The 15,800-nt window shown below is 73.6% G+C and carries 15 protein-coding genes; 3 read left to right on the top strand and 12 right to left on the bottom strand.

What is annotated here, in order from left to right:
* The 10 genes from ACH4D3_RS06390 to ACH4D3_RS06345 all read right to left on the bottom strand — a co-directional run bounded on the left by ACH4D3_RS06390 (position 1) and on the right by ACH4D3_RS06345 (position 9,355).
* On the bottom strand, positions 1–555 hold the full coding sequence (locus ACH4D3_RS06390) for a hypothetical protein (protein WP_398317033.1): 555 nt from the start codon (positions 553–555) through the stop codon (positions 1–3).
* 103 nt (positions 556–658) lie between these two features.
* Entirely contained in the window at positions 659–1,438 is a 780-nt protein-coding gene (locus tag ACH4D3_RS06385; protein WP_398317031.1) for an HAD-IIA family hydrolase, read from the bottom strand.
* A gap of 75 nt (positions 1,439–1,513) precedes the next feature.
* Positions 1,514–2,575 (bottom strand): 2-aminoethylphosphonate ABC transporter substrate-binding protein, encoded by a 1,062-nt coding sequence (locus ACH4D3_RS06380; protein ID WP_398317028.1) that lies wholly within the window; start codon positions 2,573–2,575, stop codon positions 1,514–1,516.
* 51 nt (positions 2,576–2,626) lie between these two features.
* Positions 2,627–3,424, bottom strand: coding sequence for an ABC transporter permease (locus ACH4D3_RS06375; RefSeq protein WP_398317025.1), 798 nt, complete (start codon positions 3,422–3,424; stop codon positions 2,627–2,629).
* A complete protein-coding gene (locus ACH4D3_RS06370) occupies positions 3,411–4,235 on the bottom strand; it encodes a 2-aminoethylphosphonate ABC transporter permease subunit (protein ID WP_398317022.1) in 825 nt (274 codons plus the stop codon). The genes ACH4D3_RS06375 and ACH4D3_RS06370 overlap by 14 nt, the downstream gene beginning before the upstream one ends.
* Positions 4,225–5,292: an ABC transporter ATP-binding protein gene (locus tag ACH4D3_RS06365; protein WP_398317019.1), complete on the bottom strand. Its 1,068-nt coding sequence runs from the start codon at positions 5,290–5,292 to the stop codon at positions 4,225–4,227. The genes ACH4D3_RS06370 and ACH4D3_RS06365 overlap by 11 nt, the downstream gene beginning before the upstream one ends.
* Positions 5,292–6,020 carry an HAD family hydrolase gene (locus ACH4D3_RS06360; protein ID WP_398317017.1) on the bottom strand — a complete coding sequence of 243 codons (729 nt, stop codon included), beginning with the start codon at positions 6,018–6,020 and terminating at the stop codon, positions 5,292–5,294. Before ACH4D3_RS06360 ends, ACH4D3_RS06365 begins: the two co-directional genes overlap by 1 nt.
* A gap of 7 nt (positions 6,021–6,027) precedes the next feature.
* Positions 6,028–7,173, bottom strand: a complete 1,146-nt coding sequence (locus tag ACH4D3_RS06355; protein WP_398317014.1) for a TIGR03364 family FAD-dependent oxidoreductase — start codon at positions 7,171–7,173, stop codon at positions 6,028–6,030.
* A gap of 111 nt (positions 7,174–7,284) precedes the next feature.
* Complete coding sequence (locus ACH4D3_RS06350; protein ID WP_398317011.1) at positions 7,285–8,040, bottom strand: GntR family transcriptional regulator; 756 nt, start codon at positions 8,038–8,040, stop codon at positions 7,285–7,287.
* A 109-nt stretch (positions 8,041–8,149) separates the two neighbouring features.
* A complete protein-coding gene (locus ACH4D3_RS06345; RefSeq protein WP_398318884.1) occupies positions 8,150–9,355 on the bottom strand; it encodes an ROK family protein in 1,206 nt (401 codons plus the stop codon).
* 103 nt (positions 9,356–9,458) lie between these two features.
* Between ACH4D3_RS06345 and ACH4D3_RS06340 the strand changes: the two genes are divergently transcribed.
* The 3 genes from ACH4D3_RS06340 to ACH4D3_RS06330 all read left to right on the top strand — a co-directional run bounded on the left by ACH4D3_RS06340 (position 9,459) and on the right by ACH4D3_RS06330 (position 12,005).
* Positions 9,459–10,541, top strand: coding sequence for a Gfo/Idh/MocA family oxidoreductase (locus tag ACH4D3_RS06340; RefSeq protein ID WP_398317008.1), 1,083 nt, complete (start codon positions 9,459–9,461; stop codon positions 10,539–10,541).
* Entirely contained in the window at positions 10,538–11,014 is a 477-nt protein-coding gene (locus ACH4D3_RS06335; RefSeq protein WP_398317005.1) for a heme-degrading domain-containing protein, read from the top strand. Before ACH4D3_RS06340 ends, ACH4D3_RS06335 begins: the two co-directional genes overlap by 4 nt.
* Before the next feature lie 118 nt (positions 11,015–11,132).
* Positions 11,133–12,005, top strand: a complete 873-nt coding sequence (locus ACH4D3_RS06330; RefSeq protein ID WP_398317002.1) for an LLM class F420-dependent oxidoreductase — start codon at positions 11,133–11,135, stop codon at positions 12,003–12,005.
* A gap of 90 nt (positions 12,006–12,095) precedes the next feature.
* Here the strand turns inward: ACH4D3_RS06330 and ACH4D3_RS06325 are convergent, their stop codons facing one another.
* Both ACH4D3_RS06325 and ACH4D3_RS06320 read right to left on the bottom strand, forming a co-directional pair.
* Positions 12,096–14,717, bottom strand: coding sequence for a SpaA isopeptide-forming pilin-related protein (locus ACH4D3_RS06325; protein WP_398316999.1), 2,622 nt, complete (start codon positions 14,715–14,717; stop codon positions 12,096–12,098).
* 177 nt (positions 14,718–14,894) lie between these two features.
* Positions 14,895–15,752, bottom strand: coding sequence for a fumarylacetoacetate hydrolase family protein (locus tag ACH4D3_RS06320; protein ID WP_398316997.1), 858 nt, complete (start codon positions 15,750–15,752; stop codon positions 14,895–14,897).
* Positions 15,753–15,800: the final 48 nt, after the last annotated feature.

The following is a 15,800-nucleotide window of genomic DNA, read 5'->3' as shown; positions in this document are numbered from 1 at the left end:
TCAGTCCGTCCTGCGGCTCCGGCTGCGGACGCCGCGCAGGGCCACGGCGACGGCGGCGATGCCCGCGAGCACCAGGCCGGTCACGGTGTGCGCGGTGCCGGGGGGATCGACGCGCGCCCCGTCCCCGGTCCCCGACGCGGCCAGCTCCGCGGTGCCGCCGCCGCCCGCGTCGACGGGGGCGACGGGCGAGGCGGGTGCGGTCGGGCGCCGCTCGTCGTGGACGGTGATGGTGCCCTTGCGCGCCTGCTCGCCGCACTTGACCTGCACGGCGTACGCACCGGCCCGGACGCTGGTGCGGACCTGGCTGGAGCCGACGAGGACGCCGTCTCCCGCGGCCAGGCTGAGCCGTACGTCCGACTCGAAGGCCGCGGACACGGCGACCGCCGTCTTCTCGGTGCAGTCGGGCACGCGGAGCGTGACGTCGGTGCCGGGGGCGGGCGAGGACGGCGACACGGAGATGCCGCCGCCGTCCGCCGCGTAGGTGTAGGCCGCCGGTGCGCACAACGCGGTGGCCAGCGCGGCACCCGCACAGAGGGTTACTTTCAGTGAGCCCATCGTGTACCTCCAGTTACCTGGAGGCTGCCCCGCGAGCCCCGGCACCGCATCCCGCGCGGGGTCGGGGCTACTCCGATCGGGTCATGCGGAGGAGGTCCGCGTTTCAGACCCGTTCCACGAGGTCCGCGATGGAGTCGACCACCTGGGACGGGCGGTACGGGAAGTTCTCCACCTGCTCGGGCCGGGTGAGGCCGGTCAGGACGAGGAAGGTCTGCATCCCGGCCTCCATGCCGGCCAGCACGTCGGTGTCCATGCGGTCGCCGATCATCGCGCTGGTCTCGGAGTGGGCGCCGATCGCGTTGAGCCCGGTGCGCATCATCAGCGGGTTGGGCTTGCCCGCGAAGTACGGCTGCTTGCCGGTCGCCTTGGTGATCAGGGCGGCCACCGCGCCGGTCGCCGGGAGCGGCCCCTCGGCGGAGGGGCCGGTCTCGTCGGGGTTGGTGCAGATGAAGCGGGCGCCGGCGTTGATCAGCCGTACCGCCTTCGTCATGGCCTCGAAGGAGTAGGTGCGGGTCTCGCCGAGGACCACGTAGTCGGGGTCGTGGTCGGTGAGGATGTAGCCGATGTCGTGCAGGGCCGTGGTCAGTCCCGCCTCGCCGATGACGTACGCCGAGCCGCCGGGCCGCTGGTCCTCCAGGAACTGGGCGGTGGCCAGCGCCGAGGTCCAGATGGCCTCGATCGGCACTTCCAGCCCCATGCGGCGCAGCCGGGCGTGCAGGTCGCGCGGGGTGTAGATCGAGTTGTTGGTGAGGACCAGGAAGGGCTTGCCGGATTCGCGGAGCCTCTTGATGAAGGCGTCGGCGCCGGGGATCGGCACGCCTTCGTGGATGAGGACCCCGTCCATGTCGGTGAGCCACGACTCGATGGGCTTGCGGTCTGCCATGTGCGGGTCTCCTGCCTGCGCGGTCCTGCGTGCGCCCCAGCCTAGACAGTGCGGGATCTTGTGGGAACGGCCGTCTCAGCTTCCGGTGGCTTCCTTCCAGGCGTCGATGTAGGAGGTGAGGTTCTCCTCGATGTCGTTCCAGTCGGGTTCGAAGACCTCCACGCCGTCCATCAGCCTGGTGAGGGCGATGGCGTTGGCGTCGGTGGCCTTGACGTCCTGGCGGGCCGCGAAGCCGCCGCCGATCTCGCTGACCTGCCGCTGTGCCTTCTGGCTCAGCAGGTGGTCGAGGAGCTTCTTCCCGTTCTCGGTGTGCGGGGCGTCGGTGACCAGGCCGGCCGCGTAGGGCAGGGCGAAGGTGGTGGGCCTGCCGCCCTCGGGGGCCGGGAACCAGATGCCGAGGTTGGGCATGGACTTGGACTGGGCGTAGTTCATCTGCACGTCGCCGTTGGCGACGAGCAGTTCGCCCTTGTCGACCTTGGGGGCGAGTTTGCCGGTGGAGGCGGACGGGCCGACGTTGTTGGCCTGGAGCTTCTTCAGGTACTCCATGGCGGGCTGCTCGCCGCCGAAGTCGTGCATGGCCTTGATGAGGACGGCGGTGCCGTCGCCGGCGACGCCGGGGGTGGAGTACTGGAGCTTGTTCTTGTACTTCGCATCGAGCAGGTCCTCCCAGGTGGCGGGGGCCTGCTTCAGCTCCTTCCTGTTGTGGACGAAGCCGAAGTAGTTGTTGACGACGGCGGTCCAGGTGCCGTTCGCGGCCTTGTCGGCGCTGCTGACCCGCTCGGCGCCCTTCGGGGCGTACTTCTGGAGCAGGCCCTTGGTGTCGGCCTGCTGGATGAAGGGCGGGAGGGTGACGAGGACGTCGGCCTGCGGGTTGCGCTTCTCGCGGACGGTGCGCTGCACCATCTCGCCGGAGCCGCCTTCGACGTACTCGACCTTGATGCCGGTCTCCTTCTCGAAGTCCTTGAACACCTGGTCGTACCAGCCGTCGCCGTTCTCGCCCTTGAGGCCGTCGGCGCTGTAGACGGTGACGACGTTCTCGTCGGAGGCGGCGGAGGTGCCGGAGCAGGCGGTCAGCGGGACGGCGAGGGCGGTGACGGCGGTGAGCGCGGTGAGCGGCTTGAGGGCGTTCCTGGGCATGGCGAGGTGGACTCCTTGCGTGACGGGACGGGAGGGACGGGAGGGGCTGGTTCAGCGGTAGGAGGCTCTGGTGCGGATCCGGGAGACGGCGAGCAGCACCAGCAGGGTGGCCGCCATGAGGACCACGGCGACGGCGGAGCCGGTGAACAGGGCGCCGCGGTCGGTGGCCGCGTAGACGAGGACGGGCAGCGGGGTCCAGTCGGGCGGGTAGAGCATCATCGTGGCGCTCAGCTCGCCCATGGACAGGGCGAAGCAGAGCCCGGCGGCGGCGGTCAGGGACGGCAGCAGCAGGGGCAGCCTCACCCGCCACAGGACGTACGCCGGTGAGGCGCCCAGTGACGCGGCTGCCTGCTCGTAGGCCGGATCGAGGCGGGTGAGGGCGGCGGACACGGACTGGTGGGCGAAGGCGGTGACCAGCACGGTGTGGGCGATGATCACGATCCAGCGGGTGCCGTTGAGCAGCATCGGCGGCTGGGAGAAGGCGACCAGGGTCGCGAGTCCCACGACGACGGAGGGCACCGCGAGCGGCAGCACGAAGAGGGCGTCGAGCACCTTGCGGTGGCGCTGCTTCAGCGCCGCCGCGGCGAGGGCGGCCCAGGTGCCGGTGGCGAGGGCGAGGAGGCTGGCGGCGATGGCGGTGACCAGGCTGGTGGTGAGCGCCTGGAGGGCTTCGCCGCGGGTGGCGGCCGCGTAGTGGGCGGTGGTGGGGCCGGAGGGCAGTACGCCGGACCAGTTGGTGGCGAAGGAGGCGCCGAGGACCACGAGGAGCGGGAGGGCGAACAGCGGCAGGAAGAGGACGAGGAAGAGCGCCCACACGGCCCACCTCGCTCCGCGGCTATGCACCAGCACGGCGGCTCACCACCCGGTAGAGGCCGTAGAGGCCCACGGAGATCAGGACGTTGACGACGGCGACCACGCAGGCGCCCGGGTAGTCGGACTCCAGGATCGCCTTGCCGTAGACGAGCGTCGGCAGGGTCGTGACGCCCTTGGCTCCGGTGAACAGGACGATGCCGAACTCGTTCAGGCACAGGACGAGGACCAGGCTGCCGCCGGCCGCGAGGGCGGGCAGCGCCTCGGGCAGGATGATGTGCCGGACGATGCGCGGGGCGCGGGCGCCCAGCGAACCGGCGGCCTCCAGCTGCCCGGTGTCGAGTTGCGAGAAGGCGGCGAGCAGCGGGCGCATCACGAAGGGCGTGAAGTACGTGATCTCCGCGAGGAGCACGCCCCAGGGCGTGGTGAGGAACCGGAACGGCCCCTGGGCCGCCCCCGTGACGTCGGTCCACGCGCCGTTGGCCATGCCGACCGTGCCGTAGACGAACAGCAGGGCGAGCGTGATCAGGAAGGACGGGAAGGACAGGAAGACGTCGACGAAGCGGGCCACCGCCTTCGCCCCGGGGAACGGCACGAAGGCGATGACCAGCGCGAGGACGAACCCGAGCACCAGGCATCCGGCGGTGGCGGCGGCGGCCAGCCACACGGTGGTCCACAGGGCGTCCCGGAAGGCGGTGGAGGCGAGGACGTCGGCGTACGGCTCCAGGGAGGTGCCGCCGGTGTCCGGCTGGAAGGACTGCTGGACGACGAGTGCGAGGGGGTAGAGGAAGAAGAGGGCGAGCAGGGCCACGGGCGGCAGGGCCCACAGGTACGCCGTTCTACTCCGCATCGGTGCTCACCCCCGCGGGCAGCAGCACCGCGTCCTCGGGCGCGAAGTGCAGGCTCACCGGCTCCCCGTGCACCGGCGGAGCCTTCAGCTCGCGCAGGTCGGCCATGATCCGGTGGCCGTCCACTTCGACGTACAGGCGGTGCGTCGCGCCCCGCCACTGGATGTCCCGCAGCGTGCCGGTGAGCCGGTTGGGCCCGTCGCCGAGCCCGACCAGATGCGGCCGTACGCACAGGGTGGCCGACGCGCCACGCGCGGCACCCCCCGTGTCCACCTCGATCTCGGCGTCGGCGAAGGAGACCCCGCCGGCGCCCACCGTCACCGGCAGCAGGTTCGCGTTGCCGACGAAGGACGCCGTGAACGCGTTGGCCGGTGCCCGGTACAGCTCGCGCGGGGTGCCGCAGGCCTGGAGGCGGGCCCGGTCCATCACGGCGATCCGGTCGGCGAGGGTGAGGGCCTCGACCTGGTCGTGGGTGACGTACAGGATCGACACGTCGGGCAGTTCGCGGTGCAGGCGGGCCAGTTCGGCGAGCATGCCGGAGCGCAGCTGGGCGTCGAGGGCGGACAGCGGCTCGTCGAGCAGCAGTACGTCGGGCCGGACGGCGAGCGCGCGGGCGATCGCGACGCGCTGCTGCTGGCCGCCGGACAGCTCGCGCGGGTGGCGGCGGGCGTAGGCGCCCATGCCGGTCATGTCCAGTGCCTCGGCGACCCGGGTGCGGATCTGGGCCTTGGGGACCTTGCGGGCCTTCAGCCCGAAGGCGACGTTGTCCGCCACCCGCATGTGCGGGAACAGGGCGTACTGCTGGACGACCATGCCGATGCCGCGCCGGTGCGGGGGCAGGCCGGTGACGTCGCGGTCGCCGAGGAACACCCGCCCGGAGGCGGGCCGGACGAACCCGGCGACCGCCCGCAGCGCGGTGGTCTTGCCGGAGCCGGACGGCCCGAGCAGCGCCATGACCTCGCCGGGTTCGACGGTGAGGTCGAGGGCGTCGAGGACGACGTTGCCGTCGTAGGCGACGGTGACCGAGTCGAAGCGGATGCCGCTGCTTGTGGTGCTCATCAGCCGGCTGCTCCCCGCAGGAGGGCGGGCAGAGCGGCGACGGAGTCCAGCACGTGACTGGCGCCCGCCTCGCGGAAGGCGTCGTCGCCGTGCGCCCCGGTGCGCACCCCGGCGACCAGTCCCGCTCCGGCGCGCACGCCGCTGAGCACGTCGTACGAGGTGTCGCCGACGACGGCGACCTGGCGTACGTCGTCGGCGGCGCCGGTGCTCAGGAAGGCGGTGAGCACCATGTCCGGGTACGGGCGTCCGCGTCCGCCGGCGTCGGCGGGGCACAGCGTGAGCGGCACCAGGTCCTGCCAACCGAGGGCAGCGAGGATGGCGTCCTGGGTGACGCGGGCGAAGCCGGTGCTGAGGACGACGGTGCGGCCGTCGGCGGCCAGCTCCTCGACGGCCTCGCGGGCGCCGGGGACCGGGGCGATGAGGCCGCCGTCGACGAGTTCGCCGTACGCCTGCTCGAAGGCGGTGTTGGCGCGCCGGGCGCGGTCCTCGTCGCCGAACAGGTGCCGGAAGACGGAGATCTTGGACTCGCCCATGGTGGCGCGGACGTAGGCGAGTTTCTCGGCGTGGTCCGGGGTGCCGGGCTCGACGCCCAGTGCGCGGGCGGCGGTGTCGAAGGCGCGCTCGACCAGGCCGCCGTCGGCGACGGTGGTGCCGGCCATGTCGAGGACGACGAGGCGGATGTCGGGGGAGGTCGTGGTCGTCGTGGTCGTCGAGGTCGTCGAGGTCATCAGGGTGCTACCAGCCCAGTTCGTTCGCGGTGGTCTCGGCTATCGCGGGTGAGCAGGTCATGCCGCGCCCGCCGGGCCCGGTGACCAGCCACACGCCCTCGCGCACCCGCTGCCGGTGCACGACGCGGCCCGGGTCGGTGCACTGCGCGTACACCCCGGCCCAGCGGCGGCGGATCCGGGGCAGCGGGCGGCCGAGGAGGGACTCGACGACGCCGGTGAGGTGCTCGTAGGGGTCCTCGACGGTGTCGAAGGCGAAGGGGTGCTCGTACTCGTGGGTGTCGCCGATGGTCAGGCCGCCGTCGGCGCGCTGGACCATCAGCAGCTGCATCCGGTGCTCGGCGGCCGTGGCGGGCTGCGGCTGCCGGGCGTTCAGCTCGTCCAGGGCGGGCGAGCCGTACGCGGGGTAGTAGCGGAAGCTGTCGGCGTCGGCGACCGAGGTGGTGAGCGGTTCGCCGAGCGGGTCGGTCTGCATCATCTGGAGCCGCACCCGGCGCACGGGCAGTTCGGGCCCGGCCAGTTCGCGCACGAGGCCGCCGAGCCAGGCGCCGGTGGCGAGGACGACGACGTCGCCGCGGTGGGTGTCGCCGTGGTCGTCGCGGACGGCGTGTTCGCCGACGACGTCGCGGACCTCGCGGCCGGGCAGGAAGGTGTAGCGCGGGGACCTGCGGAGTTCCGCGCGCAGCGCGAGCTGTGCGGTGCGCGGTTCCACGGCGGCGTCGCGCTCGCAGTACAGCGCGGCGTCGAACGCGCCGCGCAGGGCCGGGTTCAGGGTGCGGGCCTCACCGGCGGTGAGCAGCTTGTGGCCGCGGGCGGCGGCGTCCGGGCGGGCGACGGCCGCCTCGGCGACGGCCAGCTCCAGGTCACCGCGCAGCGGGGTCAGGGAGCCGTTCGGGCGGAAGCCGAGGGCCGGGATCCGGCCGCCGATCTCCTCCCACAGTTCCCGGGCCCGCAGCGCGGTCTCCAGCTCCGCACCGCCCGCGCGGCCACTGACCCAGATCTGGCCGAAGTTGCGCAGCGAGGCGCCCCGGGCCTCGGTCTCGCGCTCGATCTGTACGACCTCGTGGCCGCGGTTCACTGCGTGCCAGGCGTGCATGGTTCCCACCACGCCGGCTCCGACGACTATCACTCTCACGACCGCCACGCTCCTTGGCATCGGGGAACCGGAGGAATCCGGCCGACGACGAGAGCGTGAACTGGTCATCACGTTTGGGCTAGACCCGTTATCTTTTCGTTATGCGCACGGGTGCTCGGCAGGTGGTGTCTTTCAGCCGCGCAGGTGGGTGGTGAAGGAGAAGCGGTCGCCGCGGTAGAGCGTGCGCACCCGCTCCAGCGGGCGGCCCTCCGTGTCCCGGGAGACGCGGTGGATGAGCAGCATCGGGAGGGCCGGCGGGGTGCCGATGAGCAGGGCCTCGCGCGGGGTCGCGAGGACGGTCTCGATGCGTTCGTCGGCGTCCCCGAAGGCGATGTCCTGGGCGGCGAGGTGGGCGTAGAAGGACGAGTCGGGGTCGAAGGCGGTGTCGAGGCCGGGGACGCGGGCCACGGCGACGTACGTGCTCTCCAGCCCGACCCGTTCGTCGTCCGCGAGCAGGACGCGCTCCAGGTGCCAGACGGGCTCCCCGCGCGTGAGGCCGGTCTCGGCGGCGAGCGCGTCCGGGCAGGGGAAGCGGTCGAGGGTGACGAGCGCACGGCCGGGGGTACGCCCCTGGCGCCGGACGCCCTCGGTGTAGCTGGCCAGGGACAACGGCTGCGCCAGCTTGGGTCCGGCCACGACGGTGCCGCGTCCCCGGCGGCGCAGCTTGCCCTCCAGGAGGAGTTCCCGCAGGGCCTGCCGCACGGTCTCGCGGGCGACCCCGTAGCGCTCGGACAGGTCCCGCTCGGTGGGGATGGCGCTGCCCTCCCCCAGCTCTCCGACGAGACGGTCGATCCGCGCCTTGACGGCGTAGTACTTCGGCACGCGCCCGTGCTCGGGGATCCCGGAGCGGACGGGGGCCCCGGGGGCCTGGTCGTTCGGATAGTCCACGGAGGGATGTTCGCAGACCCGGGTGACGCGCCTCCCGCCCCGGCGAGTTCACGGGCCCCGGGGACGCGCGGTCCGGCGGTCCGGGCGGCGACGGTGCGGGCGGGGGCGGTCAGCCGCCGTTGCCGTGGAAGAGGGGGGCGAGCAGCAGTTGGGCCGCGCCCTCCGCGACGCCGCGCGGCCCGCCCGGCGCGAGCCGCACCGGTACGGCGCCGTCGTGACCGCCCTCGCGCCGGGCGCGGGCGTCGAGGACCGCGCCGACACCGTGGACGAAGGCCTCGGGCGCGGCGGCGACGGTACGGCCGCCCAGCAGCACCTGGTCGATGTCCAGCAGCCCGGCGAGGTTCGCGGCGCCCGCGCCGAGCACCCTCGCCGCCTCCGCGAGGTCCCCGCGGGCGACGGCGGCGAGGCACAGGGCCTCTATGCAGCCCCGGGCGCCGCAGGTGCAGGGCGGCCCGTCGAGCTGGACGACCTGGTGCCCGAACTCCCCGGCGCCGGTCCGGGCGCCCCGGTGCACGCCGCCGCCGAAGACGAGCCCGGCGCCGAGTCCCGTACCGAGGTGCAGATACGCGAAGGAGCCGGCCTCGGCGCCCGCGCCGGCCCCGCCGCCCCCCTCGTGTCCCGCGCCGCCGACCGCGAGGCCGAGCGCCGCCGCGTTGGTGTCCTTGTCGACGACGACCGGCACGCCCAGCCGCCGCTCCAGCGCGTCCCGCAGCGGGTAGCCGTCCCACTCCGGGAAGCCGGTGACCCGGTGCAGCACGCCGCGCACATGGTCGAGCGGTCCCGGGAGGGCGGCCCCGAGCCCGAGGAGGGTGGGAGCGGCGGCGAGAGCACCGCCCGGCGGCCGAGCGCCCGCGCCCCGCGGGACGGCAGGCGTCGGCCCCTCCGCCGCCAGCCCCTCCGCCGCGAGTTCCTCCGCCGCCCGCGCCACCCCCGCCAGCACGGTCTCCGCGCCCGCGCCCAGGTCCAGCGGGGCGCGCCGCTCCGCCACCACGGCGCCGTCGAGGTCGACCAGCACCGCACGCAGCTCGTCGCGGTCCAGGTGGACGCCGACGGCGTGGCCCGCCCCGGGCACCAGGCGCAGCACCGTGCGCGGCTTGCCGCCGGTGGACGCGCGGCGTCCGGCCTCGGCGGCCAGGCCCTCGCCCCGGAGCCGGGCGGTGATCTTGCTGACCGCCTGCGGGGTGAGCCCGGTGCGCTCGGCGAGCTCCAGCCGGCTGATCCCCTCGGCACCGGCGCCGCGCAGCAGGCCGAGCACCAGGGCGGTGTTGTGGCTGCGCAGGGCGAGCAGATTGGCGCCGCCCGCCGAGCCCCGCATGCCGCCGCCCGCCGAGCCCCGCGTGTCGCCGCCGATCGTCCTGTTCACACCCCCATTGTCTCCGGCGCTTGCACTTTGGCAACACCGTTGCGAAAGTGGACGCATGACTGCTACCCCTCCCGGCACTCCCCCGCTGCGCGTCGGCCTCGTCGGCTACGGCCTCGCGGGCTCCGTCTTCCACGCCCCGCTGATCGCCGCCACCGAGGGCCTGACCCTGGACACGGTCGTCACCTCGAACCCGGAGCGGCAGCAGCAGGCCCGCGCCGAGTTCCCGGACGTGCGCACCGTCGCGGGCCCGGACGAGCTGTTCGACCGGGCCGCCGAGCTGGACCTGGTCGTCGTCGCGTCCCCGAACAAGACGCACGTACCGCTCGCGACCCGGGCCCTGGAGGCCGGTCTGCCGGTCGTGGTGGACAAGCCGGTGGCGGGCACGGCGGCCGAGGCACGTGCGCTGGCCGCCCTGGCCGAGGAGCGCGGCCTGCTGCTCTCCGTCTTCCAGAACCGCCGCTGGGACAACGACTTCCTCACCCTGCGCGAGCTGCTCGCCGAGGACGCGCTGGGCGACGTGTGGCGCTTCGAGTCCCGCTTCGAGCGCTGGCGGCCGAAGCCGAAGGGCGGCTGGCGTGAGTCCGGCGACCCGTCGGAAATCGGCGGTCTCCTGTACGACCTCGGCAGCCACGTCGTCGACCAGGCCCTGGTCCTCTTCGGCCCGGTCACGCAGGTGTACGCCGAGTCCGTGGTCCGGCGGGCGGGCGCGGCGGCGGACGACGACACGTTCCTCGCGCTCACGCACGCGAACGGCGTCCGCTCCCACCTCTACGTCTCCTCCACCGCCGCCCAGCTCGGCCCCCGCTTCCGGGTGCTCGGCTCGAAGGCGGGCTACGTCAAGCACGGCCTCGACCCGCAGGAGGCGGCGCTGCGCGAGGGCAAGCGGCCGGGTCCCGGCTGGGGCGAGGAGGACGAGTCGCTGTGGGGCCGCATCGGTGCCGGGGAGTCCCCGCTGACCGGCGGCGGACAGGTGGCGGCGACCGTCGCGGGCGACTACCCCGCGTACTACGCGGCGGTGGCGAAGGCCCTGCGTGAGGGCGGCCCGAACCCGGTGGACGCGCTGGAGGCGGCCGCCGCCCTGGACGTGCTGGAGGCGGCCCGCCGGTCCGCCCGCGACTCAGTGGTGGTGTCCCTGTGAGCACCGCACCGACGCCGCCCACCGTCGCGGAGCTGGAGGAGCAGGAACGCCGCCTGGTCTTCCGCCGGTTCACGAACGACGACGCGTGGGCGCTGGGCTCCCTGCTCGTCGAGCTGGCCCGGGAGCGCGAGGCCCCGGTCGCCATCGACATCCACCGTGCCGGACAGCAGCTCTTCCACGCCGCACTGCCCGGCTCGGCCCCCGACAACGACGCCTGGATCGCCCGCAAGCGCCGCGTCGTGGAGCGGTACGGCGCGGCCTCGTACCTGGTCGGCTCGCGTTTCCGGGCCAAGGGCACGAGCTTCGAGGAGTCCTCGCGGCTCGACCCCGACGTGTACGCGGCACACGGCGGCTCCTTCCCCCTCACCGTCGCCGACGTCGGCGTCGTGGGCGCGGTGACGGTCTCCGGGCTGCCGCAGGTGGAGGACCACCGGCTGGTCGTCGAGGCGCTGGAGCGGTTCCTGGGCGAGTAGCCCGACCGGCCCCGGGCGGCGCGCCGGGCGGCGTGGTCGGGGAATCAGCGGTGGGTACCCGTGGTTGGCAGGCAGACACGCAGGTTGATCACGGTGCCCACCGGAGGGATCGCAAGCGATGAACGAGGCGACGGCTCCCCTGAAGGAATCGGTCGGACGGTACGGCGTCTGGAGCGGCGCGTTGCGCGCGGAGGATCCGGAGGGCGCGGCGGAACGCGCCGAGGCCGCCGCCGAGCTGGAGCGGCTCGGCTACGGCGCCCTGTGGCTCGGCGGCAACAGCGCCGCCCGGCACGCCGCCCCGCTGATCGGGGCGACCGAGCGGATCGTGGTCGGCACCAGCATCCAGAGCATCTGGGAGCACAAGGCGTCCGAGGCGGCGGCGGGCTTCGCCGAGCTGGAGGTGTCCCACCCGGGCCGCTTCGTGCTCGGCCTCGGCGTGAGCCACGGCCCGCGTGTGGAGGGGTACCGCCGCCCGTACTCGACGATGGTCGGCTACCTGGACGAGCTGGACCGGGCCGGGATGCGCTCCGGGCACCGGGTGCTGGCAGCGCTCGGCCCGAAGATGCTGGACCTGTCCCGGGACCGGGCGGCGGGCGCGATCCCGTACCTGGTCACCCCGGAGCACACCGCGCAGGCCCGCGAGCGGCTCGGCGAGGGCCCGCTGCTGGCCCCCGAGTTCAAGGTCGTCCTCGACTCCGACCCGTCCCGCGCCCGTGCGACGGCCCGCGCCTACCTCGCCGCGTACCTGAGGCTGCCGAACTACACGAAGAACTTCCTGAACCTCGGCTTCACGGACGACGACGTGACCGGCGGCGGCAGCGACCGCCTCGTCGACGCCGTGTTCGCCTGGGGCGACGAGGCCACGATCCGCGCCCGCATCGACGCCTTCCACGCCGCGGGCGCCGATCACGTGGCCCTCCAGCTGGTGCAGGACGACATGTCCCGCCTCCCGAGGGAGGGCTGGCGCCGGCTCGCCGCGCTGCTGGCGTGACGGCGGGCGCGGGTGAGGTGAACGCGCGAACGCCGGCCGCGGGGTGAGATCCCCGCGACCGGCGTGGTGTGCGTCCGGGTCGCGCCGCCGCTACTTGGTTCCGTAATCGGAGCCGTAGCCGGAGCCCGAGCCGTACCCGCCGTCGTGCCCGCCGTCGCCCTCGTGGTCGCCGCCGTCGCCGTAGCCGCCGTAGCCGCCGTGGCCGTCGTCGCCACCGTCGCCGCCGCCGTCGTCGCCCTCGCGCTCGTTGTCGATCCGCACGGTGACGCCGTCCTCGGCGTTCGCCTCGGTCACCCTGATCGGGCCGGTCACCGGGTCGGCGGGCAGCTCGTACCCCTCGGGCACGGCGGTCTCCCGCAGGTAGTACGACCCGGGTTCGAGGTCCTCGAAGACACAGCCGCCGTCAGCGCCGGTGGTGCAGTCCCCGGTCAGGGTGTCGGCGTTGTCGCCGGAGGTCTGGAGACCGGCCAGCCCGTTGGTCTCCTCCCACAGCTCGAACTCCGCGCCGGCCAGCGGCTCGCCGTTCCCCGCGTCGGTCTTCTCCACCTCGATGGAGCCCTCGTCGTCGGGTCCGGGCGGACCGGGCTCGTCCTCGGCGGTGTTCTCCGCCTCGACCTGCACGCCTTCGTCGAGGTTCCCCTCGGTCAGCACCAGCGGGCCGAAGACGTTCGGGTCGGGCAGCTCGTAGCCGTCCGGCGCGGCCGTCTCACGCCAGTAGTACGTACCGGCCTCCACCGTCCGCGCGCACCGCCCCAGGGCGCCGGTCACGCAGTCGCCGCCCACCTGCGTGTCCGGGCCGGCGCCGTCGGTCTGGAGACCGTCGACGCCGTTGGTCTCCTCCCACAGCTCGAAGACCGCTCCCGGCAGCACGGCGCCCGACTCGGCGTCGATCTTCCTGATCCGCACCTGTCCGGTCTCAGGGCCGGTCTCGCCGCCGGCGGTGTTCTCGGCCTCGACCCGCACGCCGCCCTCGGCGTTGTCGTCCGTCAGGACCAGCGGGCCGAAGACGTTCGGGTCGGGCAGTTCGTAGCCGTCGGGTGCGGCCGTCTCACGCCAGTAGTACGTGCCGGTCGCCACCGTCCGGGTGCACTCGCCGTCGGTGTCCGTCGTGCAGACGTCACCCACCTGCGTGTCCGGGTCGGCCCCGTCGGTCTGCAGGCCGTCGACCCCGTTGGTCTCCTCCCACAGCTCGAACTCCGCCCCGGCCAGCGCGTCCCCGCTCTCCGCGTCGGTCTTGACGACCTGCACCTGCCCCGTCACCGGACCGGGCTCGTCCTCGGGGGTGTTCTGCGCCTCGACCTGCACCCCGCCCTCGGCGTTGTCCTCGGTCAGCTCCAGCGGGCCGAAGACGTTCGGGTCGGGCAGCTCGTAGCCGTCGGGCACGGCCGTCTCACGCCAGTAGTACGTACCGGTCGCCACGGTCTGCGCGCAGATGCCGTCGGTGTCCGTCGTGCAGACGTCACCCACCTGCGTGTCGGGGTTGGCGCCGTCGGTCTGGAGGCCGTCGACCCCGTTGGTCTCCTCCCACAGCTCGAACTCCGCCCCGGCCAGCGCGTCCCCGCTCTCCGCGTCGGTCTTCTCGACCCGTACCTCACCCGTCACGGGGCCCGGGCCGGGGCCGGGAGGTTCGTCACCGCAGTCCGGCAGGTCGCCGTTGAACGGGTAGGCGTGGAACTCGACGCCCGTCTGCTCGCTGGTGTGGGTGATGGAACCGCTGCTGAAGAAGCGCCCGTTGATGCCGGGCAGCGACACCGTGGACATGGAGTTCTGCGGTCCGACCAGCACGCTGCCCTGGAACTGGCCGGTGCCGACGAAGTTCGCCGTGGTGGCGTCGGGGAAGTTCCACAACAGACGCTCGCGGTAGGCGTTGAGCGGGTCGGTGTCGTCGGCGATGCCCCCGCTGTAGGTGTTGATGGTGCGCTCGGAGCCGAGCATGTTCACCAGGACGGTCGCGTCGTCCGGGATGTTCTCGAAGACGATCCCCTGCTGCCCGCCGGAGGCACTGGCGAGGTCGAAGTCCACGTTGAACACCTGGATCGCGGACGTGCCGTCGCCGGTGAACACGGTCTGGTAGCCCTGGTTGACGGCCGTGCCGGTGGCGGTCCGGAGCTCGCCGTCCACCCGGGCGTAGCACTGGCTGGCCACGGTGAGCTGGTCGCGCAGCGCGAGATAGGGGTCGGCGGCGTCCGGGTCGTGTTCGAGGTCGCCGGTCACGGTCCCGGTCACCGTCCCGCCGTAGCGGACGACACCGCCGTCGGCGAGCAGCCGCTGCCCCGGGGCGACCGTGATGTTGTTGCCGGTGGTCAGGAAGTCCGCGCCGTCCGGCGGCGGCACGCGTGAGCCGACGCCCGCGATGCCGATGTCGTAGACGGCGCTGCCGCCCTCGCTCTTGTTCATGTCGAAGTCGTCGAGGACGACGACCCGGCCCTCGGCCTCGGCGGCCCGTCCGCGGACGCGGAAGTCGTCACCGGCGAAGACGTTGATGGCGTTGTCCCGCCCGGCGAACGGGCCGTTGTTGATCTCGGGGAACTCGTCCGGGCACAGCGGCCCGGCACACGGCCCGAGTCCGCCGGGCAGCGGGGCGGCCTGCGCCTGCGAGGCCCCCGCCCCGACGACCAGGACGGGTGCGAGGCCCGCCACGAGGGCGCAGGCCAGCCCGGTCCGGCCCAGGCGGGGCCGGAGGGCGGCCACGCGTTGTCTGATGGAGTGCATGGCCCACAGGCTTCACGTGGGTGGCCCGTGTCCCCCGGACAACATTCGCGTGCCGGACGACCGTCACACGAACGGGCCCGGCACGGGCACCCACCTGGCTCGCCGTCGGCACGGGCGGGCGGGCCACCCGCCCTCGCCGCCGGAGCGGGCGGGCCACCCGCGCCGACGGACCCGCGCTCAGGCCCCCTTGAGTTCCTGCCGCTGCCGCCCCAGCCCCTCGACCTCCAGCTCGACCACGTCCCCGGCCCGCAGGTAGGGCTTCGGTTCGGGCTGCCCCATCGCCACCCCGGCCGGCGTCCCGGTGTTGATGACGTCGCCGGGGCGCAGCACCATGAACCGGCTGACGTACCGCACGACCTCCCCCACGGGGAAGATCTGCTCCGCGGTCGTCCCGTCCTGCCTCAACTCGCCGTTCACCCACAGCCGCAGCGACAGCCGCTGCGGGTCGGCCACCTCGTCGGCGGTCACCAGCCACGGGCCCAGCGGGTTGAACGTCTCGCAGTTCTTGCCCTTGTCCCAGGTGCCGCCGCGCTCGATCTGGAACTCCCGCTCCGACACGTCGTGCGCGACCGCGTACCCCGCGACACACGCGAGCCCCTCCTCCGCCGACTCCAGGTAGCGGGCGGTGCGTCCGATGACGACCGCCAGCTCGACCTCCCAGTCGGTCTTGGTGGAACCGCGCGGCACGAGCACCGTGTCGTGCGGTCCGACCACCGTGTCCGGCGCCTTGAAGAAGACGACCGGCTCGGCGGGCGGCTCGGCCCCGGTCTCGCGGGCGTGGTCGTGGTAGTTCAGCCCGATGCACACGATCTTGCCGATGCGTCCCACCGGCGGCCCGACGCGCAGCCCGGTGCCGTCCAGGGCGGGCAGCTCACCGGCCTCGGCGGCGGACCGGATCCGGCCGAGCGCGCCCTCGTCGGCCAGCAGCTCGCCGTCGATGTCCGTCACGACGCCCGACAGGTCTCGCAGGGTCCCGTCGGCGTCGAGCAGCGCGGGCCGCTCCGACCCCGCCGTACCGACTCGCAACAGCTTCATGATCCCCAACTCCTCGATCGCGGGCAGCCCGCCCGACGCCGCGCGACC

The sequence above is a fragment of the Streptomyces sp. NPDC018026 genome, assembly GCF_044327745.1.
Classification (GTDB): Bacteria; Actinomycetota; Actinomycetes; order Streptomycetales; family Streptomycetaceae; genus Streptomyces; species Streptomyces rubrogriseus.
This window is presented reverse-complemented; position numbering and strand designations above follow the sequence as displayed.